The sequence below is a fragment of the Bartonella sp. AA86SXKL genome (assembly GCF_042196885.1).
In genome coordinates, this window is record NZ_JBHIRE010000002.1 from 1 (window position 1) to 21319 (window position 21319).

Here is a 21319-nt window from a genome sequence, read left to right on the forward strand (position 1 = left end):
TCTTCCCATGATCAACGTGACCAATCGTACCAATATTAACATGCGGTTTTGTTCGTTCAAACTTGCTCTTCGCCATTGCTATTAATCTCTTGTTTTATTCCCTAATTTTTATTAGCACCTAGGGACAGTTCTGCAAAACCTAAGTCTGACCAGACTGTAAACAGCCCAATCACCACAACTCTTAGACGGAAAATCCCACCAAATCTATAAATGGAATATCCTCCATCATACCTATTTGCCCAATCATCAACAACCATTTGGAGCGGGTAGCGGGAATCGAACCCGCATATTCAGCTTGGAAGGCTGCTGCTCTACCATTGAGCTATACCCGCATGACCCACGTACTAACTCTCCTTCGATGAATGGTGGAGGGGGTTGGATTCGAACCAACGTAGCATACGCAACGGATTTACAGTCCGCCCCCTTTAACCACTCGGGCACCCCTCCATTACACCGATAAAGTCGCGCAATGAGACATCACGACAACCATCTTGAATACCCATTCAATTCAATCTGATTGCGAAGTGGTTATGACGATTACTATTGTATCTGTCAACAGAATAAATACAATTCTGTACAAATTTCCTGCTCATAATTTTAAATTATAGATTTTTTCTCTCTATTTTTCTTATTAACACGTTATAAAGAAGCTATGAAAGAAAAAACATCACAAAATTCTCATTATGCTCGTTTGCGTCGCCGATATCGCGATACAAAAGGCTCTCCTTCTCGATCTTTTACACACCCAAAGAAGAAAGCTGCTTCTTTACAGCAAGAGATCATCCATCTTTATGGCATTCATTCTGTTCAGGCTGCTTTAGAAAACCCAAAAAGAATTTTAAAATGTCTTTACGTTACACAAAATGCCTTAAAACGATTAAATATATCCGAATCAGATTATCCTTGCTCTGTTACATTATGCACCCCCAAATATCTTGATTCGCTTGTTGGAAATGAGGCTGTTCATCAAGGTATTGTTTTGGAAACTCTCCCCCTCAAACCATGCAAACTGTCGGAACTAACCAATACTGATCTGGTCATTGTCATGGATCAAATTACCGATCCACATAATGTTGGTGCTATTATGCGCTCTGCAGTTGCATTGAAAGCTAAAGCACTTATTACAACTTGCCGTCACTCTCCCCACGAAAGCGGTGTTCTTGCGAAAGCGGCATCTGGAGCTCTGGAAATGATTCATTATATTACCGTACGAAACCTTGCTGAAGCTCTTCAAGAACTTCATCAAAAAGGTTTTACAAGCTTTGGTCTCGATTCAGAAGGTGACCAACCTCTAGAAACAGCATTAACAGGGAATAAAATTGCTCTTGTTTTAGGAGCAGAAGGTAAAGGTTTACGTAAAAAAACACGCGAAACCGTTTGCGCTTTAACACGCCTTGACATGCCTGGAAATATTAAATCATTAAATGTTTCAAATGCAGCAACAATAGCTCTTTATGTGGCACATCAATATCTTAGATTCTAGTTTTTAATTTTTTGTGAAACATCAAAAAAACCAACCAACAAAAAACCCGCAAAAAACCCGCCAATATGAGCTTCCCATGCTATTGAGATGCCATTTTCTTCAAACAAAATAGAAGAAATACCTATGATCAAATCAGTCGTCAGCCATACACTCATATAAACAAGAACCCCCTTAGAACACAGAGCTTTTTTGACAGATAATAAAGATCCCAAAAGTTTTTCGTTCTGCACATTGACAGCTAGATTACCACTAGGAAAACCGTAACGTGCAATAGCCCCCATCATTCCAGATACGGCACCTGACGCCCCAATAAGTGATATGGTACTTTCTTGATGAAATGTAAAATAAGTCAAAACAGAAATAACTGCCGTTAACACCCAAAAAATTAAAAAACGTAAAACACCAAAATGCCTTGCTAAAGGAGAGCCGAAAACCAAAAGCCAAACCATATTAAGAGCAACATGTTTAAAACTACTATGCATAAATGAATAACTCACCATGGTATAACAAAATGCTACAGGATCCCTCTTAAACAATGCTGGTATAAATGAAAAAAACTCAAGGCTTTCAACATAAACCTGATGAGAAAAAAAATACTGAGAAATGCAATAAAGACAAAAACAAAATGCTATCAAAACAACTATAATAAATGGAACATTCAATAAGGGTTCTTTAGGTTGTTTCGGCAATCGGGAAACATCATTATGTTGGTGACTAGAAACTTTCATTGTATGAAATCTCGTATTTTTTAGAAAATGGGTTATTCTTTATACAAAATAAATATACCATTCCCAGTGATGCAGAATCTTCTCAACGCCTCTTCGAAGCCCTTTTTTAAATTTTCAATAGCTCTACATGAAAACACGTGTATTTTATACAAAAGATTTTAAAAAGCATGGATATCAAGAATATGATTTACAAACTTAGTGGTATCCTGCTTACTTAAATGTGAAGTTACCATGCAATATACAAGAACTTACGAATAGACAAACTCACTTATGAGGTGGTGTATAATAAAAATATATAAACATTATTTTCTTACTAGAAATATATTGATTATTGCATTTTTTAACCAAGCTATACTTCGATTGATAAACTTTAAAGAATCTTAAATCTCAATTTTTCCATTAATATGTCCTGCATTACTTCTACGCTTTGAACGAAAAACGACATCTCTATGAGAAAAAATACCAATACAGCGTTCTCTAGATATACTAATTGGTGTTTCATGATGAATTACTTACTTGATAGTCTGTTTCCTTCATACATGCAAAAGCGTCAGTTCATCTCTTTAACAAATATAAACAAGCCTTTCATTTCAACCTTTAACAGATATAATTCAAGAACTGTCTCTTATGAAACACTGAAAAAATATGTTGATTCTAATGATGCATCTTTGAATTTAAACAGTTCATGACAGAATTTTTTATTCCTTTCTTAGACAGTCTTATTGATACATCCGCCACTTGTAACGTGCAAGAGAATAGTCCGGATTAATTCAATATAAAAAATTTAAATGAGGCAATCATAGGAATTTGAACCTTCCTATTAAGTTGCAAAATGATAAAGGACCATTATAAACCAATGAATTATAAATAGATAACACACTAATTATTGAAGAGGACGATCTTGAGAATTCTGTTTGCAATCCTTTAACCACACATCATAAATAGGATGCTCAACAGCGTTCAAACCAGGACTATCTGCAAACATCCATCCTGTAAAAATACGCCGTATTTTTTTATCTAATGTTACTTCATTGACTTCAATAAAACCAGTTGTACGCGTGGGTTCATCTTTAGAGCTCGTATAACACGCACGTGGTGTTACCTGTAATGCGCCGTACTGATAAATTTTACCAAGAGTAACTTCAAAACGTGTGGTCCGTCCCGTGATTTTGTCAAGACCTGCAAAAACAGCAATTCCATTGCTAATACGCTCAGCCCGCACCCCATTATTTAAGGATAAAAACACTAAAATTCCCATAAAAAAAATATATATAAAATGCCTCACCCCTAACAATAAAAAAAATCTCATCATATCAAAATCAATCGCACCTTAAAAAATAATTCTTTTCATAACATAGAGTCAAATAAGACAAAAATACACACGCACATTAAAACATGTTATTTTTTAGGTGACCACGCATCATAATCTTCATGCACACAAGAACGCTCTCCATTGGAGGTGATAGCCCCCTTTGGTCGATAGCTCTCACTTGTTCCTGTCATATTTGCAACATGAGGCTTTTCCCATTCATAAGGATGATAATCCTCTTGTGTTGGTGGACACTCACAGCGATGATGAATCCAGCCGTGCCAACCTGGTGGAATAGTAGAGGCCTCAGAATAGTCTTTATAGATAACCCAACGGTGCGGATAACCATCCTTATGAAGTCCTCCTTCATAATATATATTTCCAAATTGATCTTCCCCTATCCGCTTACCTTTGCGCCATGTGAAAAAACGCGTACCAATGGTATTGCCATTCCACCATGTGAAGATTTGCTTAAAAAAACGAGCCATCTGCTATTCCATTCATTTAGTGCGTTCATGAAATTAATCGTTGGAATAAAATTATTAACGATTGAAATTAGCGAAAAAGTTACTAGTAAATTCAACTACAATTCCAATTGATAGGTTAACGTGCTATCCTTTAATTTCAAGAAGATATCATATGTATGGCTTCTTCTCCACCCCATAAAATTTAATCTATGCCAAGTTTCATCTTAACCAATTCATTAACAGCTTGGGGATTTGCCTTACCACCTGTTGCTTTCATTACCTGTCCAACAAACCAACCAGCTAAAGCAGGTTTGTGCTTTGCTTGCGCAACTTTATCAGAATTATTGGCAACGATCTCATCAACAGCTCTTTCAATAGCCTTTGTATCCGTTACCTGCTTCATATTTCGTTCTTCTACAATTTGGCGTGCATCTCCCCCCTCATTCCAAATAATCTCAAAAAGATCTTTGGCAATTTTTCCAGAAATAACTCCTTCTTTTATAAGATCAATAATGCTTCCCAATTGATTTGGCGATACTGGTGACTCTTCAATCTCACGATTATCTTTATTTAAAGCCCCTAAAAGGTCGTTAATCACCCAATTGGCAACTATTTTTCCATCACGCCCACGCGCTACTTCTTCAAAATAATCAGCAATAGCCTTTTCTGTCACAAGAATGGAAGCATCATACACTGTCAATCCCATTTCCTTAACAAAACGTGCTTTTATAGCGTCAGGCAACTCTGGTAAGTCTGCTGCCAAATCATCCACAAATGCTTGATCAAATTCTAACGGTAAAAGATCAGGATCAGGAAAATAACGATAGTCATGCGCTTCTTCCTTTGAGCGCATAGAGCGCGTTTCACCTTTAGCGGCATCAAAAAGCCGAGTCTCTTGATCTATGACGCCTCCATCTTCTAAAATTGCAATCTGACGACGCGCTTCATATTCAATTGCTTGACCAATAAAGCGAATAGAATTAACGTTTTTAATTTCACAGCGCGTTCCAAAATCTTCACCAGGACGACGAACAGATACATTGACATCTGCACGCATAGAACCTTCATCCATATTGCCATCGCAAGTGCCCAAATAACGAACAATCGTACGCAATTTTGTCATATAGGCTTTGGCTTCATCTGATGAGCGCATATCAGGCTTGGAAACAATTTCCATAAGAGCAACACCAGAACGATTCAGATCTACAAAAGACATTGTTGGATGTTGATCGTGCATCGATTTTCCAGCATCCTGTTCAAGATGCAACCTCTCAATTCCCACTTCAATATCCTCAAATTGTCCATTCGAATCTGGACCAACAGATATAATAATCTTTCCCTCTCCTACAATGGGATAGCGAAATTGAGAAATCTGATACCCCTGCGGTAAATCTGGATAAAAATAGTTTTTGCGATCAAAAACAGATTTTAAATTAATATGCGCCTTTAATCCTAACCCCATTCGAACCGCTTGACGAACACATTCTTGATTAAGAACAGGCAACATACCTGGCATGGCTGCATCAATAAGTGATACATGATTGTTCGGCTCTGCACCAAATTTGGTTGATGCTCCTGAAAAAAGTTTCGAATTTGATATGATTTGCGCATGAACTTCCATGCCAATGATGACTTCCCAATCACCTGTAACTCCAGAAATAAAACGCTTAGAATCAGGAGTACGCGTATCAATGATGCTCATTGCCAATCCACTACCAATATTTTAAAATTCACTCATGGCTTATCTAAAACCATTCTCTCAGTGCAATCCTAGGATATAAATCTTACAACACAAGCCCGATTTTATCGGGCTTGTGTTGTTTGCATAAATATTAAGCTTTTTTAGGAGCCTTTTTCTTAGCTGGTTTTTTCTCTGTAGACGTTTCTTTCACTGCAGACTTTTTCTTTGCCGGCTTTTCTTCAGGGACATCTGATTCGTCATATTCTTTCATCAACTCTTCAACCGTCACTTCTTTATCTGTGACTTTTATCTGTGCTAATAAATGATCAATGACCTTTTCTTCAAAAATCGGAGCACGTAGATTTTCAACAGCTTCCGGAGTCTTACGGAAAAAATCCATAATCTCTTTCTCTTGTCCAGGATACTGGCGAACCTGATCAAAAACGGCTGCTTTTAGCTCATCTTCACTAACTTTAACACCAACCTTCATTCCAATTTCAGAAAGCACCAAACCAAGACGAACACGACGCTGCGCAAGGACACGATATTCCTCCCGTGCCTTTTCTTCTGTAATACCTTCATCTTCAAAACTGCGCCCAGCCTTTTTCAAATCATCATTAACCTGAGCCCATATATTGTTAAACTCAACCTCTAAAAGTTCTTCAGGAATCTCAAAATTATAATCAGCATCTAAAGCATCAAGAATTTGACGCTTAACTTTTTGACGTGTCACTGAACCATATTGGCTTTCAATCTGCCCACGAACGACCTCACGTAAGCGATCTAGAGACTCTAAACCAACTTTTTGCGCTGCTTCATCATCAATTTTTAATTCATCTGGTTTAAAGACAGCTTTGACAGTAATGTCAAACTCTGCTTCCCGTCCCGCCAAATGTGCCGCACTGTAATTATCAGGAAATTTAACAAAAATCGTTTTTACATCCCCAGCTTTCACACCAACCAATTGCTCTTCAAAACCAGGAATAAATTGTTTTGACCCAAGAATCAGTTGTGCATCACTATCTGCCCCGCCTTCAAATGGAATGCCTTCAAGCTTACCTTGATAATCTATAGTAATACGATCACCTTCTTCAGAATTCCCCTCTTTTAGGGAATAATTACGCGTAGAAGAAAGGACGCGATTGACTTGATCATCAATATCCTGTTCAGGAATAGTTGCAATTTCACGGATAACCTTAATATGTTCAAAATCTTTAATGTCAATTTTTGGTAAAACTTCATACTTTAAACTAAAAGTAAAATCAGCTTTGCCATCTAGAATTTTTTCATCTTCATCTATATCAATTTTTGGCTGCATCGCTGCACGTTCATTGCGGTCTGCTAAAATAGAACGGGGTGCATCACTGAGTATCTCATTGAGAATCTCAGCCATAAAGGATTTACCATACATTTTTCGCAAATGCCCACTAGGCACTTTACCGGGACGAAAACCATTAAGCTTGATTTTTCCCTTGGTATCATCCAATCGTTCATTCAACTTTTCTTCTAAATCTTTCGCTGGAACCACGATCTTAATTTCGCGCTTCAGTCCTTCATTAAGCGTCTCGGTAACCTGCATTAAACACCTTCATTTTTCTAAGGAGAGGGATCAACCCACTCTAATAATCATTACATTCTAACACTTCGAGTGTTACATTTACCATGAAGCGGAATTTCAGACACGTAGAAATCCGTAGCACTTAAGGGATTGCTTTGGTGCGGATGGAGGGACTCGAACCCCCACGGTCTCCCGCCAGAACCTAAATCTGGTGCGTCTACCAATTTCGCCACATCCGCTCAAACTTACAAGCTAATAACCTTATACAAGCGGCGTTTCTATACCATTAATTACAGAAAAAAAGCAAACAAATATATAAAAAAAACAAAATCTATGCTTTTCATACATAACTGCTTACGCTAAAAGTCAATTATGTTAAAGACATTTGATATCCCAATTCATATCATCGGTGGCGGTCTTGCGGGGTGTGAAGCAAGCTGGCAAATCGCTCAGTCAGGAATTTCTGTTGTTTTGCATGAAATGCGACCCGAAAAAAAATCAGATGCCCATAAAACCGATAAATTGGCAGAACTGGTTTGTTCAAATTCGTTTCGTTGCGATGATTCATTAACCAATGCCGTAGGGCTTTTACATGCTGAAATGCGATTAGCAAAATCGTTAATTATGAAAGCTGCTGATGCCAACAAAGTTCCCGCAGGTAGTGCTCTTGCTGTTGACCGTGATGGATTTTCAAAAACCGTTACGACAGCACTTGAAAATCACCCTCTTATAACAATCAAACGTGAAGAAGTTCAAGAAATTCCTAAAGCTTGGAAACATGTTGTCATTGCAACAGGACCCCTTACATCGCCTGCACTTGCTCAAAAATTACAAGCAATAACCGGTATAAAAGCTCTTTCTTTTTTTGATGCAATTGCGCCTATTATCCATACCGACAGTATTGATATCAACATTTGTTGGTATCAGTCTCGCTATGATAAAATTGGTCCTGAGGGAACAGGAAAAGATTATCTTAATTGTCCCCTCAACAAAGAACAATATGAAACATTCGTTGAAGAGTTAAAAAATGCTGAAAAAACAGAGTTTCGTGACTTTGAAAAAACGCCCTATTTTGATGGATGCCTCCCCATTGAAATTATGGCTGAGCGCGGACTTGAAACGTTAAGACATGGTCCTATGAAACCTATGGGCTTAACTAATGCCCATAACCCTACAGTTAAACCCTATGCTGTCGTTCAATTACGCCAAGATAATAAACTTGGAACGCTTTATAATATGGTCGGCTTTCAAACAAAACTGAAATATGGTGAACAAATTCGTATTTTTAGAATGATTCCAGGTCTTGAAAAAGCAGAGTTTGCGCGTCTTGGTGGTCTTCACCGCAATACCTACCTCAACTCGCCAATTATTCTTGATCAAACCCTTCGTTTAAAACAAAAAAAACAACTACGCTTTGCAGGGCAAATTACCGGATGTGAAGGTTATGTAGAATCAGCGGCAATAGGGCTTCTTGCTGGACGTTTTGCTGCTGCCGAATATCATCATATTTCCCCTTGCCTACCCCCACAAACTACAGCATTCGGAGCCCTTTTGAATCATATTACAGGGGGACACATCATAGATGAAAAAGCAGAAACACAATCTTTTCAGCCAATGAATATCAATTTCGGACTCTTTCCGCCTATTGCTTCTATTAAACATTCAGGAAAACGCTTACCAAGTAAAGAAAAAAAATTAGTAAAAAAACAAGCCATAACAGCGAGAGCTCTCAATGATTGTACTCAGTGGTTAGCAAATAAAGAATCAAAGAGCTCCTGTTTATAAAAAACACACGATTCGCCTCTCTCCTACTGAATAGATCTTTATAACTCTCGTGAAAAAATCATTCTAAAGCCTTTTAAAGACTGTCTCCCCCAATCAATAAATACTACCCTACGTTTCATCATTTATTCAATTATGTAGATGCTGTAAAATAACTTTTGGCTATAAAAAAACTTTACCGCTATCAATAATTTAATATGATTTAATGACTAAAAACAAAATAATTATATAAACATATTATGAATAATCAAAATAAATAAATGGAGATACACAAGTAATACTGTACTATCTTTATTAATATTTTTTATATTACGTAATGTATATTATTTTATAAGAGTAATTTTTCTGTTTTTTAACTTCCTCCCTCAAAATTTGTGATGTTCTCTCATTTTAACTCTTGTATGATGAAGGAAAAATACTCGCTTGCATATCACAAGTGAAACAAAGATATGGAAAAAATATTTGTAGGATAGAGCTGGAGCTATCTCTCCCCTCTCAAATGCCAAGAAAAATCCCAATATTAAAAACCAAATCTGAATATCAAAAGATTTTTTTATTTCAGGATCTTATAATAAATCAATAAAATTATCCTCTTGGTGCGTCACAAGAAAGGTTGGCGTATAAGAGTAAAAGAATAAAACTATCCCTTATGCACTCGTCTCAGATATCTGGGGCTAGTCGCAACATTATAGGAACTGAGAAAATAGATAGCACGGTGGCACCAACATGCACTTTTATTAAGCGTAAATGGTGATATATAATAACTTTTATGGACTTTACAGAGTTTTCCGCTTCATATTATTTACGGATCTTGTTTTGAAATAAATACCGTAACACTTCAGCGTAATAAAAGTTAATATTACATTTTATAAGCCATACCCGCGCTCAATTAATACAGTACAATATTTCATTGAAAAGACTAAAAACAATATATTTCAGCAATACATGAAAATAAAAAATATCGCAAGGATCTCAAAGTTTTATGTGAAAAACAAGCATAACACATGTGTTAAAAAAACCCGCTTATAAATAAATCGGGTTTTTTTAATGTAGCTTAAATTATTTTTTATTAACTGCTTCTTTAAGGCTTTTTCCTGCAGAAAATTTGGGTACAGAACGTGCTGGAATATCGATTTCAGCACCAGTTGAAGGATTACGCCCCTTTGTTGCAGCACGATGAGAAACTTCAAAAGTGCCAAAACCTGGAAGACGAACATCTCCCCCTGAAGCCAAAGCTTCTGTTACAGAAGCCATAAAAGCATCAACAACAGCACCAGCTTGCGCTTTCGAAACACCTGCCTTTTCAGCAACGGAGCTAACGAATTCACTTTTATTCATAAAATATTTCCTTTCCCTATATTACCTGAACATGACTTAATCATGTTATTGGTCAGTTTATTGAAAAGTACAGCAAACAGAAGTCTTATTTTTATCCAAAACATTGTTTTTTTAGCAATAATCACAGTTATTCACGGAATTTTTCACTTTTTCCAACAAAAAACAGAATAATAACCTCAACAACATCTTCTACCACCTAAAAAATGCCGTTATAAATGAGATAAGTGAATCAGTGCGCAATCTGTATTCCTTCACTATCACTGCTCTCTGACCGGATTGGCACAGCCCCTGTAGAGGGTTCTTTCCATTCAATAGTGTCTGGAAAACGAACCAAAGCGTGTTTCAAAACTTCACTCACATGATTTACCGGAATAATTTCCATATTATTTTTGACATCATCAGGAATATCAACCAAATCTTTTGCATTTTCTTCAGGAATAAGTACTTTTTTTATCCCTCCTCGAAGAGCTGCTAAGAGTTTTTCTTTTAATCCACCAATGGGTAAAACGCGTCCACGTAAAGTAATTTCACCAGTCATTGCAATATCTTTATGCACAGCTACTCCTGTAAGGACCGAAACAATTGCTGTCACCATTGCAATCCCAGCCGATGGGCCATCTTTTGGTGTCGCACCCTCTGGAACATGAACATGGATATCGCGTTTTTCAAAAAGTGGAGGTTCAATACCAAAATCAACAGCACGAGAACGTACATAAGATGCTGCCGCTGAAATGGACTCTTTCATAATATCACGTAAATTTCCAGTTACAGTCATCTTCCCTTTGCCGGGCATCATAACTCCTTCAATAGTCAATAACTCTCCACCGACTTCTGTCCACGCAAGACCTGTTACAACACCAACTTGATTTTCTCCTTCAATCTGATTGTAATGATAACGTTTAACACCCAAGAAATCATGAATATTACTTTCTGTAACTTTTACAGATTTTTGATGTGTTTTGAGAATTTTTGTAACGGATTTGCGGGAAATTTTCATGAGTTCACGTTCAAGGTTACGAACGCCTGCCTCACGTGTATAAAACTGAATAATTGACCTTAGTGCGCCATCAGAAATACTGAGTTCTTTTTTAGATAAACAGTGATCTTTTAGTGCCTTTGGTAAAAGATGCTGTTTAACAATTTCCATTTTCTCACATTCAGTATAACCAGCGATACGAATAATTTCCATACGATCCATTAACGGACCTGGAATATTAAGCGTATTGGCAGTTGTGATAAACATGACATCAGAAAGATCATATTCAACTTCCAAATAGTGATCAATGAATGTACCATTTTGTTCAGGATCAAGAACTTCTAATAAAGCGGATGAAGGATCACCACGAAAATCTTGGCCCATTTTATCAATTTCATCAAGCAAGAAAAGCGGATTAGATTTTTTTGCTTTTTTCATAGACTGGATAATTTTCCCAGGCATCGAGCCAATATATGTTCGGCGATGTCCACGAATTTCTGCTTCATCTCGGACACCTCCCAATGAGATACGAACATACTCACGTCCCGTTGCCTTTGCAATAGAGCGCGCTAATGATGTTTTCCCTACACCTGGAGGACCTAACAAACAAATAATGGGACCTTTTATCTTTGACGCGCGACTTTGTACGGCCAAATATTCAATAATTCGCTCCTTAACTTTTTCAAGACCAAAATGTTCATTATTCATGACCTTTTCAGCAAAATCTAAATTGTTTTTAATCTTAGATTTTTTACCCCAAGGCATTGCTAATAACCAATCAAGATAGTTACGTACAACTGTCGCTTCTGCAGACATAGGAGACATATTCCGTAATTTTCTCAATTCTGCTCCAGCTTTTTCCTGTGCTTCCTTGGATAGTTTTGTATTCTTGATACGTTCTTCTAATTCAGAGAGTTCATCTCGGCTATCATCACCTGCTCCTAACTCTTTTTGAATAGCCTTCATCTGCTCATTGAGATAATATTCTCGTTGGTTTTTTTCCATTTGCCGTTTAACATGCGAACGAATACGTTTTTCAACCTGCAAAACAGAAATTTCTCCTTCCATGAAGGACAAAACACGTTCAAGACGGGCCCGCACAGGTAAGAGCTCTAATATTTCCTGTTTTTCTGCCAGTTTAATCATCAAATGAGAAGCAATCGTATCGGCAAGCTTAGAAGGATTATCAAGCTGGCCAATCGCATTCACAACTTCAGGAGAGATTTTTTTATTAAGCTTTACATAGTTTTCAAAATAAGTAATCACTGACCTTGAAAGAGCTTCAATCTCAACATCACTCTCTCTAGGTTCTTCTGTAACAGTTGCAAAAGCCTGATGATAACCTTCACTTAAAGCAAATTGACTAATTTTTGCACGTGCAGTTCCTTCAACCAAAACCTTTACAGTACCATCAGGAAGCTTTAAAAGTTGAAGAATATTAGCAAATGTACCAATATGATAAATATCCTCTGATTTTGGATCGTCATCAGAAGCATTTTTTTGTGTCACCAATAGTATTTGCTTATCAACCGCCATCGTTTCTTCAAGAGCACGAATTGATTTTTCGCGGCCCACAAAAAGTGGAACAATCATATGGGGGAAGACAACAATATCACGAAGAGGTAAAACAGCATAAACCCCATCTCTTACTTCATCTGTCTTTTCATCAATATATTGCATAACTCTCCTTTCTGGAGCCTATGAGCTATCTACAACAATTAGCCCACCTTTAGAAAATCTCAGCTCTTCACTGTACATGAAGTGGTAATTACTCATACATAAATCAAGCATTATAATGATATTATTAGAAACACCTATCAAATACCGTTCACTACCACCTTTTATATTGTGCATCGCACAATGTCATGCTGATACATTTTCTTTATCTTCTGCACGTTCTGAGTAAATATAAAGAGGACGCGCTTTACCATCAACGACATCACTCGAAATAACCACTTTTTGAACGCCTTCAAGAGCCGGTAGCTCAAACATCGTCTCAAGAAGGATCTTCTCCATAATAGAACGTAAACCACGAGCACCAGTTTTACGTTCAATTGCTTTCTTTGCAATAACACGTAAAGCATCTTCATGAAATGCTAACTCAACATTCTCCATTTCAAAAAGACGCTGATATTGCTTTACTAACGCATTTTTAGGTTGGGATAAAATTTGCATGAGGGCGTTAACATCTAAATCCTCTAAGGTAGCGACTATAGGAAGCCGCCCAATAAATTCTGGTATTAAACCAAATTTAATAAGATCTTCAGGCTCTAAATCACGAAAAATTTCACCGACACAACGCTCATCTGGAGCCTTAACAGTCGCAGAAAAACCAATAGAAGTTTTTTCACCACGCCCTGAAATAATCCGTTCTAAACCTGCAAAAGCTCCCCCACAAATGAATAAGATGTTTGTGGTGTCAACCTGAAGAAACTCTTGTTGCGGATGCTTACGTCCACCTTGAGGAGGAACAGAAGCAATCGTTCCTTCCATAATTTTTAATAATGCTTGCTGAACTCCTTCCCCCGAAACATCTCTTGTAATAGAAGGATTGTCTGCTTTACGAGAAATCTTATCAACCTCATCAATATAAACAATACCACGCTGCGCACGTTCAACATTATAATCTGCTGCTTGAAGAAGCTTCAAAATAATATTTTCAACATCTTCTCCCACATAACCCGCTTCAGTCAAAGTGGTCGCATCCGCCATCGTAAAAGGCACATCAATAATACGTGCTAATGTTTGTGCAAGATAAGTTTTACCACAACCCGTTGGACCAACAAGAAGAATATTTGATTTAGCCAACTCAATATCATTGCTTTTAGACTGATGCGCCAACCGTTTATAATGATTATGAACAGCAACAGAAAGAACACGCTTTGCATGCTGCTGACCAATAACATAGTCATCAAGAACTGTTATAATTTCCTGTGGCGTAGGAACACCATCACGCACCTTAACCCCAGAAGACTTATTTTCTTCCCGAATAATATCCATGCAAAGCTCTACACATTCATCACAGATAAATACAGTAGGCCCCGCAATGAGCTTACGCACCTCATGCTGACTCTTGCCGCAGAACGAGCAATAGAGAGTATTTTTTGATTCGTTCCCGCTATTGCTAATTTTGCTCATTTTTCTTTCCTTTCACCACAATATATGAACACTTTGCCTTTTCAAAGGAAGCCTTTCATCATGAAAACTAAAAGACATATAGAAAACCATGCATGTCTCAATACTTTTAGGTGTTTCTCTTATTTTGCGATATTTTTTATAAAACTCTTGATTTAAAGTAGCTGTTTTTTCTATAAAAATTCTTAATCTTTTTCTTCTTTTTCAGTTTCTGCACGGTATTGTATAACATCATCAACTAAGCCAAACGCTTTGGCTTCTTCTGCTGTCATAAAATGATCGCGATCGAGAGTTCTCTCTATAACCTCATAATCTTGACTCGTATGTTGAACATAAATTTCATTTAAACGCCGTTTCATCTTTATAATATCTTGCGCATGTCGCTCAATATCTGAAGCTTGACCTTGAAAACCACCAGATGGTTGATGCACCATAATACGTGCGTTTGGCAATGTAAAACGATGACCTTTTGCTCCAGCCGTTAATAATAAAGACCCCATAGATGCCGCTTGCCCCATGCAAAGCGTAGAAACAGGAGGGCGAATAAACTGCATAGTATCATAAATAGCCATACCAGATGTTACGACACCACCTGGAGAATTAATATAAAGACTAATTTCTTTTTTAGGATTTTCCGCTTCCAAAAAAAGCAATTGTGCACAAACAAGCATTGCCATACCATCTTCAACAGGTCCATTAATAAAAATAATCCGTTCCTTTAAAAGACGGGAAAAAATATCATAGGCCCGTTCACCACGATTTGTTTGTTCAATAACCATAGGAACAAGGCTTAATGCTGTTTTCATTGGATCACTCATATTTTTACTTTCCGTTCATATAACAACCGCTCTTTACACATTCAATGTTTTTGTCCATATGTTAACATTACTCTCTTGTGCAAGCTACAATCAAGAGATTGTATAAGATAGATTAAAATCTCAATAGTTAAAATAGCAATAATAACTCTACCTAAACAAATGATGAACATCCGGAATGCGAGATACCGCCCAATGGTAAAAACTTCCTTCCTGAGGTCTTTTCGTGGTCTTTGTCTTTCTGTGAATATGAAAGCCTATCAAGCGTGAATCTGTAAGCGGCTTTACGCCAAAAGCTGGTTCAAAAATACGTTCAGTTTTTCGCCCAGTCCAATAATAAAAAGTTTCCTTTTCCTTTGCTTCATGAAAAAAACCATATCGTTTTGCTAATCGTGAAATACCATCATTGCCAAATATTGTAACGCCAAGATTTCCCGGTAAAATCGGCATTTTTTTCCTCTTTAACCAGAACGGTCTCCAAACACGACGCTTAAACCCAAGCCAATGAGGAATAATTTCTGTGCCAGCCCAATAATCCTCAAATATTTTTATAATAGGGTTATTGGGCGGAAAATAAAGTGCAGAAACGCCTACTCTTGTATTATTTTCTCTTGCCAACCAAACCTTATCCGCATCTGGATGAAATTGTTTAACAAGGTAAACATCTGTATCTAACCAAACACCTTGTTGATATTTCATCAGCATAACACGAAAAAAATCCGAGAACTGAACAATTGTACACCCTAATTTATCATCAGAAAAATCGGGATCAAGGCGATAAATTGCTGAGCGTGGTAAAATTGATTCGGCTTCATGCAGCTCAACACCAGCAGGGAGATTATCTATTTTTTATCATAACTAAAAAGCTTAACGCGCTGTCCAGTTTTAACCATTGAGGACAAACAAAGCCTATCCACCAATCTTAATTGTCCACTATACCAAAAAGTACAAATATCCATAGATAATATATCAAAAATATTCTAAACTTACGCGAAAGAGTTGTTCAACATCACGAACCCTATCAGCAAGAGCAAAAATCACTATTCTATCACCAGACAAAATGCGCGTATCTGCCGAAAGCTGTATTATTGTCTTATTGCGATAAATTGCACCAATTCTCAAACCATCTGATAAATTGAGCTCTGATAATGACTTACCAACCAATGAAGATGTTTGCATCACTTCAGCTTCAATAATTTCTGCTCGGCCATTAAAAACTGAATGAACAGAACGAATACGCCCACGGCGCATTTGTTGCAAAATTCTCGATATTGTAACACTATGGGGATTAAGATATGCATCCACACCAACAGCACGACTAAATTCTTGATAGGCAACATTATTAATCAATACCATATTGGCTTTGCAGCCCAATCTTTTAGCAATAATAGCGCTTAAGAGATTAACCTGATCTTGATTGGTCAATGTAATCATTAAATCGGACTGATCAATTCCCGCATCTTGAAGAATCACTGGATCTAACACGTTACCGTATAAAACTGTTGTTTTTTCAAGCTGATCAGCAATTGTGAGGGCTCTTTCTCTATGCGCTTCTATAATCTTCAATTTTAATTTATGGAAACGCTTTTCAATAGCCTGTGCAACATAAAGGCCAATGTGACCACCCCCTGCAATAATCATGCGGTGGGCATCTTGTTCTTTATGACCAAAAAGCCCAACAGCACGACGCATCTGTTCACGAGAAACAACAAGATAGGTTATATCACCAACGCGTAATTGCGTTTCTGAATGTGCAACCAATAATTCCGCGCCACGTTTAATAGCAGTAACCGTCGTATGAAGATCTGGAAAAAGCTCTGTTAATTGACGCAAAGGTGTATTAATAACTGGACAATCTTCCATGCATTCCAAAGCTAGTGCCACAATATCATCATTACAAAAATAAAGAACATCTATTGCACCAGGTAAAGCAATACGGCGCAAAACCATTTCCCCAACTTCAACTTCTGGCGAAATAACCACATCAATGGGAATATTCTCTCTGGAAAAAAGCGTCTTATAACGTGGTTCTAAATAAGATTGTGAGCGAATACGAGCAATTTTTGTGGGCACATTAAATAATGAATGTGCTACTTGGCAAGCTACCATATTAACTTCATCAAACAAAGTGACAGCAATCAACATATCAGCTTTGTCTGCATCTGCAGCCAAAAGAACTTCAGGCCGTGAACCGTGACCAACAAAACCTCTCACATCCAATGTATCGCGAATCTTTTCAATTAATCTCGTTTCAATATCAATAACAGTAACATCGTGATTTTCAGCAGCAAGACGCTCTGCTATCCCATAACCAACCTGTCCTGCTCCACAAATAATAATACGCATCGCTTTAAGAAACTCCAAGCGCTTTAAGTTTACGGTGCAAAGCTGAACGCTCCATGCCTATAAATTCAGCAGTACGTGATATATTTCCACCCAAACGCCCAATCTGCGCCACTAAATATCTCTTTTCAAATAATTCTCGAGCTTCACGTAACGGCAAATCCATTATACTTTCATCTGAATCCATTTGAAGACGTGGCAAAGAATCACTTACTTCACTGGGAAGAAAGTCCGCTGTTATAGGACCATCACCATCCCGCACAAGAATAAGAAGACGCTCAATATTATTACGTAATTGCCGCACATTACCCGGCCAAGCGTGCGTTTGCAAAATAGCAATCACATCATCACTGATTGCACGCGGTTTAATCCCAACCTGCTGTGATATTGTTTTTACAAAATGATGTACAAGTTCTGGAATATCTTCACGACGCGCTGAAAGGGGCGGAACAACAATAGGAACAACGGAAAGACGGTGAAAAAGATCCTCCCTAAAGCGCCCATCAGAAATGAGGTTTTCAAGATTTTGCGCTGTCGAAGAAATGATACGGACATCCACCTTAACACGTTTTGTGCCGCCAATTCTCTCAAATGTTTGCCCCGTTAAAACTCGAAGAATCTTCCCTTGAGTCTCACGCGGCATGTCAGCAATTTCATCAAGATATAAGATACCGCCATGAGCTTCCTCTAAGGCACCAATTTTACGCTCTCTTCCCTCCATTTCGCTGCCAAACAGCTCTATTTCCATTCTTTCTGGAGTAATCGTTGCAGCATTTATTGTAACAAATGGCCCATTCGAACGCGTTGAGAGCGCATGAATAGTTCGTGCAACAGTCTCTTTTCCTGCCCCTGAAGGACCTGTTATCATGATGCGACTATTGGTTGGTGCTACTTTTTCTATGATTTGACGCAAATTTTTTATAACTGTCGATTTTCCGAGCAACTCTAATGTCTCGTTCGAACGCTTTCGCAATTCTAAAAGCTCACGTTTTAAATTTGAATTTTCAAGTGTTCTCTCTGCAACCAATACAAGTCTATCAGCTTTAAAAGGTTTTTCAATGAAATCATATGCTCCTCGCTTTATAGCGGAAACAGCCGTCTCAATATTACCATGACCAGAGATCATAACGACCGGAAGAGCCGGATATTGTGTTTTAATTTCATCAAGCAGTGCTAAACCATCGAGACGACTACCCTGTAGCCAAATATCCAAAAAAATGAGCTTTGGAATACGCTCACTAATTTGAGCCAATGCTTCATCAGAGTTACAAGCAACACGCGTTTCATAACCTTCATCATCTAAAATACCAGCAACAAGCTCACGAATATCTGCTTCATCATCAACAATCAAGATATCTGATACCATACTATTCCCCTATCTTATGATTTATGGCTTGTATAATATTACCCTGCTTACCCCCATCCGCTGGAAATATCAAACGGATCATCGCACCACGACCTTCATAAAAACTCTCCGGTGCATCATGAAGCTCCATGAAACCACCGTGATCTTCAATAACTTTGCGCACAATAGCTAACCCCAGCCCTGTTCCTTTTTCCCGCGTTGTTATATAGGGTTCTAATAACTTTTGTCTTTGCTCTTTAGGAAGTCCTTTTCCGTTATCAACAACATCCACAACCACCCATTCTTCCTGACGATAAGAACGGATAAGAATATGACCGTGAATATTTTCCTCTCGCATAACTGAATCTATGGATTCGCTCGCGTTTTTGATAACATTGCAAAAAGCCTGTACAATGAGACGGTTATCAAATGCACCCATAAGTGGTAGAGTTCCTAAATCTTGCTCAAAATGAATATCATGTCGCGTCACTTCTATCAAGAAACATGCTTCGCGCAACAATTCTCGTATATCTAAAATATGCATTTTTGGTTTGGGCATACGTGCAAAAGAGGAAAACTCATCAACCATACGCCCAATATCTCCAACCTGCCGAATAATTGTGTCAATACACCGCTCAAAGACCTCTCTATCTTGTGTAATAGCTTTGTTATAACGTTTACGAATGCGTTCAGCGGATAACTGAATAGGTGTAAGAGGATTTTTAATTTCGTGTGCAATACGCCGCGCAATATCCGCCCACGCCGCTGTACGTTGCGCTGCAACAAGGTCTGTAATATCATCAATTGTTAGAACCCAAGATTGCCCTTGTCCATCATCCTCCTCCATCGTAACTTGGACATTACAGACACGCTCTTTTCCTGCAACGTTTAAAGTGACCTGCTCACGATGGTTTTTACGATCCAATGAACGCACAAACTGAAAAACCTGCCAAATTTCAGCGCTTAAAGATAAAAGACTTTTTCCAACAACGTGCTCTGAGCGAATATCAAACATCGCTTCAATAGACCGATTGATAATGGTGATATCACCATTATCATCTATACCTGCTACTCCCGCTGTTACACCCGATAACACAGCTTCAGAAAAACGCCGTCTTTCATCAATTTGATCACGCACTGCAATCAATTCATTACGCCGACTTTTTAATTCACTGACCATGTAATTAAAAGTTTTGGATAATTGCCCAATATCTCCATCTTTTGCTCGTACTGGCACGAAAATTTCCATATTTCCAGAAGCAACATCATCGGCAGCACTAATGAGAAGACGAATAGGACGTACTAAGCGATCAGCAACAGCAATAGCAGCCCAAATGGCTGATAAGAATAAACTAAAAAAAAGACACAAATAAAGCATACCAAATGCAATCTGTGTCAGCAGGCGATTTTCATTTAAATCACGATAACGATCTGTATTAACTTCTGTCAAACGCAAAGCAGATAAAACACCTTTATCAACGTCACGCACCAAATATAAAAATGTGTTTGGAATATTGGTAAATTTTAAAATAATACCAAAATAATCATGAACGCCTGGTTGAAAAGAAAAAGGTCTCGCACTGGTTGCACGTTCAATAAGATGGGAAGGAGGAATTGGCAGTTTATCTTCATCACCAAGAGCACTCGATACAAAAATAGCTCCGCTAGAACTTAACAAAAATGCACCACGCAAATTGCGTCCTAGAGCATGACGCGTCAATTGCATCCTATATTCAGCTGGATTACGTTCTAAGAGTTTTTTGTTATCAAGTGCAAATGCCATCGCGTAGGATAAATTTTTTAAATTTTGAAGCATTTCATCTGCATAAGCATTTGCTAAATCAATAGAAGAGCCCACAATTTGCCGCGTTGTTGTATCAAACCATCGATCAAGTCCCAAATTTAGTGCTGGACCCGATACAAGAGCTACAGCAACAGCTGGCATTGTCGCAACAAGTGCAAACAATGAAATAAGGCGCACATGAAGACGCGATCCTGCACGCCTTGAACGCCAAGCACGAATGATCGGTATCATCTCATAAAAAACGATGACAATAAGCCCTAAAACCCAAAAACTATTAATTCCTATAAGAATAAGGGTTACTGTTCTACTGGGAACAACAGGAGTTAATCCAATAAGAATAATAAATGAAACAGAGGCCGTAAGTAAAGCCAATACAATAATTGTAATCCCTAAAAAAATATATACCTTACTTAAACGATACAACTTATCGTTATAAGTATTTTTATCTATGTCTTGAAGATTCGTCACAGATGTTATATTCGTCATGAGCTTACATACCCTTATCCCATTATTCTCATATAACCTTTTGTAGCAAAAATTGACAATACTAATACT

At 37.8% G+C, this 21319-nt stretch carries 14 protein-coding genes, 3 tRNA genes and 2 pseudogenes; 2 read left to right on the top strand and 17 right to left on the bottom strand.

Annotated features, from left to right (window positions below; genetic code table 11):
* From ACFIO5_RS01255 to ACFIO5_RS01265, 3 genes and pseudogenes are all read right to left on the bottom strand, one after another.
* Positions 1–76: pseudogene (locus tag ACFIO5_RS01255) on the bottom strand (GTP-binding protein); the annotation flags it as partial.
* A gap of 182 nt (positions 77–258) precedes the next feature.
* A tRNA-Gly gene (locus ACFIO5_RS01260) sits at positions 259–332 on the bottom strand.
* A 31-nt stretch (positions 333–363) separates the two neighbouring features.
* Positions 364–447: transfer RNA gene (locus ACFIO5_RS01265), tRNA-Tyr, on the bottom strand.
* A gap of 205 nt (positions 448–652) precedes the next feature.
* Between ACFIO5_RS01265 and ACFIO5_RS01270 the strand changes: the two genes are divergently transcribed.
* Positions 653–1483: a TrmH family RNA methyltransferase gene (locus tag ACFIO5_RS01270; RefSeq protein ID WP_375634065.1), complete on the top strand. Its 831-nt coding sequence runs from the start codon at positions 653–655 to the stop codon at positions 1481–1483.
* On the opposite strand, the gene ACFIO5_RS01275 is transcribed toward ACFIO5_RS01270, so the two are convergent.
* From ACFIO5_RS01275 to ACFIO5_RS01300, 6 genes are all read right to left on the bottom strand, one after another.
* Positions 1480–2211 carry a rhomboid family intramembrane serine protease gene (locus ACFIO5_RS01275; protein ID WP_375633062.1) on the bottom strand — a complete coding sequence of 244 codons (732 nt, stop codon included), beginning with the start codon at positions 2209–2211 and terminating at the stop codon, positions 1480–1482. The two genes, ACFIO5_RS01270 and ACFIO5_RS01275, sit on opposite strands and share 4 nt — an antisense overlap.
* An 883-nt stretch (positions 2212–3094) precedes the next feature.
* A complete protein-coding gene (locus ACFIO5_RS01280) occupies positions 3095–3520 on the bottom strand; it encodes a DUF2155 domain-containing protein (RefSeq protein WP_375633117.1) in 426 nt (141 codons plus the stop codon).
* An 89-nt stretch (positions 3521–3609) separates the two neighbouring features.
* Entirely contained in the window at positions 3610–4008 is a 399-nt protein-coding gene (locus tag ACFIO5_RS01285; RefSeq protein WP_375633064.1) for an NADH:ubiquinone oxidoreductase subunit NDUFA12, read from the bottom strand.
* Positions 4009–4189: 181 nt separating this feature from the next.
* Positions 4190–5689 (bottom strand): Asp-tRNA(Asn)/Glu-tRNA(Gln) amidotransferase subunit GatB, encoded by a 1500-nt coding sequence (gatB, locus tag ACFIO5_RS01290; RefSeq protein ID WP_375634068.1) that lies wholly within the window; start codon positions 5687–5689, stop codon positions 4190–4192.
* A 130-nt stretch (positions 5690–5819) separates the two neighbouring features.
* Positions 5820–7247, bottom strand: a complete 1428-nt coding sequence (gene tig / locus ACFIO5_RS01295; RefSeq protein WP_375677063.1) for a trigger factor — start codon at positions 7245–7247, stop codon at positions 5820–5822.
* A 135-nt stretch (positions 7248–7382) separates the two neighbouring features.
* Positions 7383–7465 (bottom strand) — tRNA-Leu (locus ACFIO5_RS01300).
* A gap of 133 nt (positions 7466–7598) precedes the next feature.
* On the opposite strand from ACFIO5_RS01300, the gene trmFO reads away from it, so the two are divergent.
* Positions 7599–9011, top strand: a complete 1413-nt coding sequence (gene trmFO / locus ACFIO5_RS01305) for a methylenetetrahydrofolate--tRNA-(uracil(54)-C(5))-methyltransferase (FADH(2)-oxidizing) TrmFO (protein WP_375633070.1) — start codon at positions 7599–7601, stop codon at positions 9009–9011.
* A gap of 1056 nt (positions 9012–10067) precedes the next feature.
* On the opposite strand, the gene ACFIO5_RS01310 is transcribed toward trmFO, so the two are convergent.
* The 8 genes and pseudogenes from ACFIO5_RS01310 to ACFIO5_RS01345 all read right to left on the bottom strand — a co-directional run bounded on the left by ACFIO5_RS01310 (position 10068) and on the right by ACFIO5_RS01345 (position 21250).
* A complete protein-coding gene (locus ACFIO5_RS01310; RefSeq protein WP_375611283.1) occupies positions 10068–10346 on the bottom strand; it encodes an HU family DNA-binding protein in 279 nt (92 codons plus the stop codon).
* 229 nt (positions 10347–10575) lie between these two features.
* The gene (lon, locus tag ACFIO5_RS01315) at positions 10576–13002 is read right to left on the bottom strand and encodes an endopeptidase La (RefSeq protein ID WP_375612894.1); all 2427 of its coding nucleotides are present in this window, start codon (positions 13000–13002) and stop codon (positions 10576–10578) included.
* Between the two features lie 183 nt (positions 13003–13185).
* Positions 13186–14460 (bottom strand): ATP-dependent Clp protease ATP-binding subunit ClpX, encoded by a 1275-nt coding sequence (clpX, locus tag ACFIO5_RS01320; protein ID WP_273723371.1) that lies wholly within the window; start codon positions 14458–14460, stop codon positions 13186–13188.
* Positions 14461–14642: 182 nt separating this feature from the next.
* Positions 14643–15275, bottom strand: coding sequence for an ATP-dependent Clp endopeptidase proteolytic subunit ClpP (clpP, locus tag ACFIO5_RS01325; RefSeq protein ID WP_375611281.1), 633 nt, complete (start codon positions 15273–15275; stop codon positions 14643–14645).
* Positions 15276–15422: 147 nt separating this feature from the next.
* Positions 15423–16231, bottom strand: a pseudogene (locus tag ACFIO5_RS01330) (glycosyltransferase family 32 protein).
* A 10-nt stretch (positions 16232–16241) separates the two neighbouring features.
* Complete coding sequence (gene trkA / locus ACFIO5_RS01335) at positions 16242–17618, bottom strand: Trk system potassium transporter TrkA (protein WP_375611279.1); 1377 nt, start codon at positions 17616–17618, stop codon at positions 16242–16244.
* A 4-nt stretch (positions 17619–17622) separates the two neighbouring features.
* Positions 17623–18981, bottom strand: a complete 1359-nt coding sequence (gene ntrX, locus ACFIO5_RS01340; protein ID WP_375617700.1) for a nitrogen assimilation response regulator NtrX — start codon at positions 18979–18981, stop codon at positions 17623–17625.
* Position 18982: 1 nt separating this feature from the next.
* Positions 18983–21250 (bottom strand): sensor histidine kinase NtrY-like, encoded by a 2268-nt coding sequence (locus ACFIO5_RS01345; protein ID WP_375705055.1) that lies wholly within the window; start codon positions 21248–21250, stop codon positions 18983–18985.
* Between the last annotated feature and the right edge of the window lie 69 nt (positions 21251–21319).

What these genes read in the sequence shown, in the direction of transcription:
- clpX (WP_273723371.1), bottom strand. Translation starts at nt 14,460, where the DNA reads ATGAGCAAAATTAGCAATAGCGGGAACGAATCAAAAAATACTCTCTAT.
- ntrX (WP_375617700.1), bottom strand. Translation starts at nt 18,981, where the DNA reads ATGGTATCAGATATCTTGATTGTTGATGATGAAGCAGATATTCGTGAG.
- ACFIO5_RS01280 (WP_375633117.1), bottom strand. Translation starts at nt 3,520, where the DNA reads ATGAGATTTTTTTTATTGTTAGGGGTGAGGCATTTTATATATATTTTT.
- gatB (WP_375634068.1), bottom strand. Translation starts at nt 5,689, where the DNA reads ATGAGCATCATTGATACGCGTACTCCTGATTCTAAGCGTTTTATTTCT.
- ACFIO5_RS01345 (WP_375705055.1), bottom strand. Translation starts at nt 21,250, where the DNA reads ATGACGAATATAACATCTGTGACGAATCTTCAAGACATAGATAAAAAT.
- ACFIO5_RS01270 (WP_375634065.1), top strand. Translation starts at nt 653, where the DNA reads ATGAAAGAAAAAACATCACAAAATTCTCATTATGCTCGTTTGCGTCGC.
- ACFIO5_RS01285 (WP_375633064.1), bottom strand. Translation starts at nt 4,008, where the DNA reads ATGGCTCGTTTTTTTAAGCAAATCTTCACATGGTGGAATGGCAATACC.
- trmFO (WP_375633070.1), top strand. Translation starts at nt 7,599, where the DNA reads ATGTTAAAGACATTTGATATCCCAATTCATATCATCGGTGGCGGTCTT.
- lon (WP_375612894.1), bottom strand. Translation starts at nt 13,002, where the DNA reads ATGCAATATATTGATGAAAAGACAGATGAAGTAAGAGATGGGGTTTAT.
- ACFIO5_RS01310 (WP_375611283.1), bottom strand. Translation starts at nt 10,346, where the DNA reads ATGAATAAAAGTGAATTCGTTAGCTCCGTTGCTGAAAAGGCAGGTGTT.
- tig (WP_375677063.1), bottom strand. Translation starts at nt 7,247, where the DNA reads ATGCAGGTTACCGAGACGCTTAATGAAGGACTGAAGCGCGAAATTAAG.
- clpP (WP_375611281.1), bottom strand. Translation starts at nt 15,275, where the DNA reads ATGAGTGATCCAATGAAAACAGCATTAAGCCTTGTTCCTATGGTTATT.
- trkA (WP_375611279.1), bottom strand. Translation starts at nt 17,618, where the DNA reads ATGCGTATTATTATTTGTGGAGCAGGACAGGTTGGTTATGGGATAGCA.
- ACFIO5_RS01275 (WP_375633062.1), bottom strand. Translation starts at nt 2,211, where the DNA reads ATGAAAGTTTCTAGTCACCAACATAATGATGTTTCCCGATTGCCGAAA.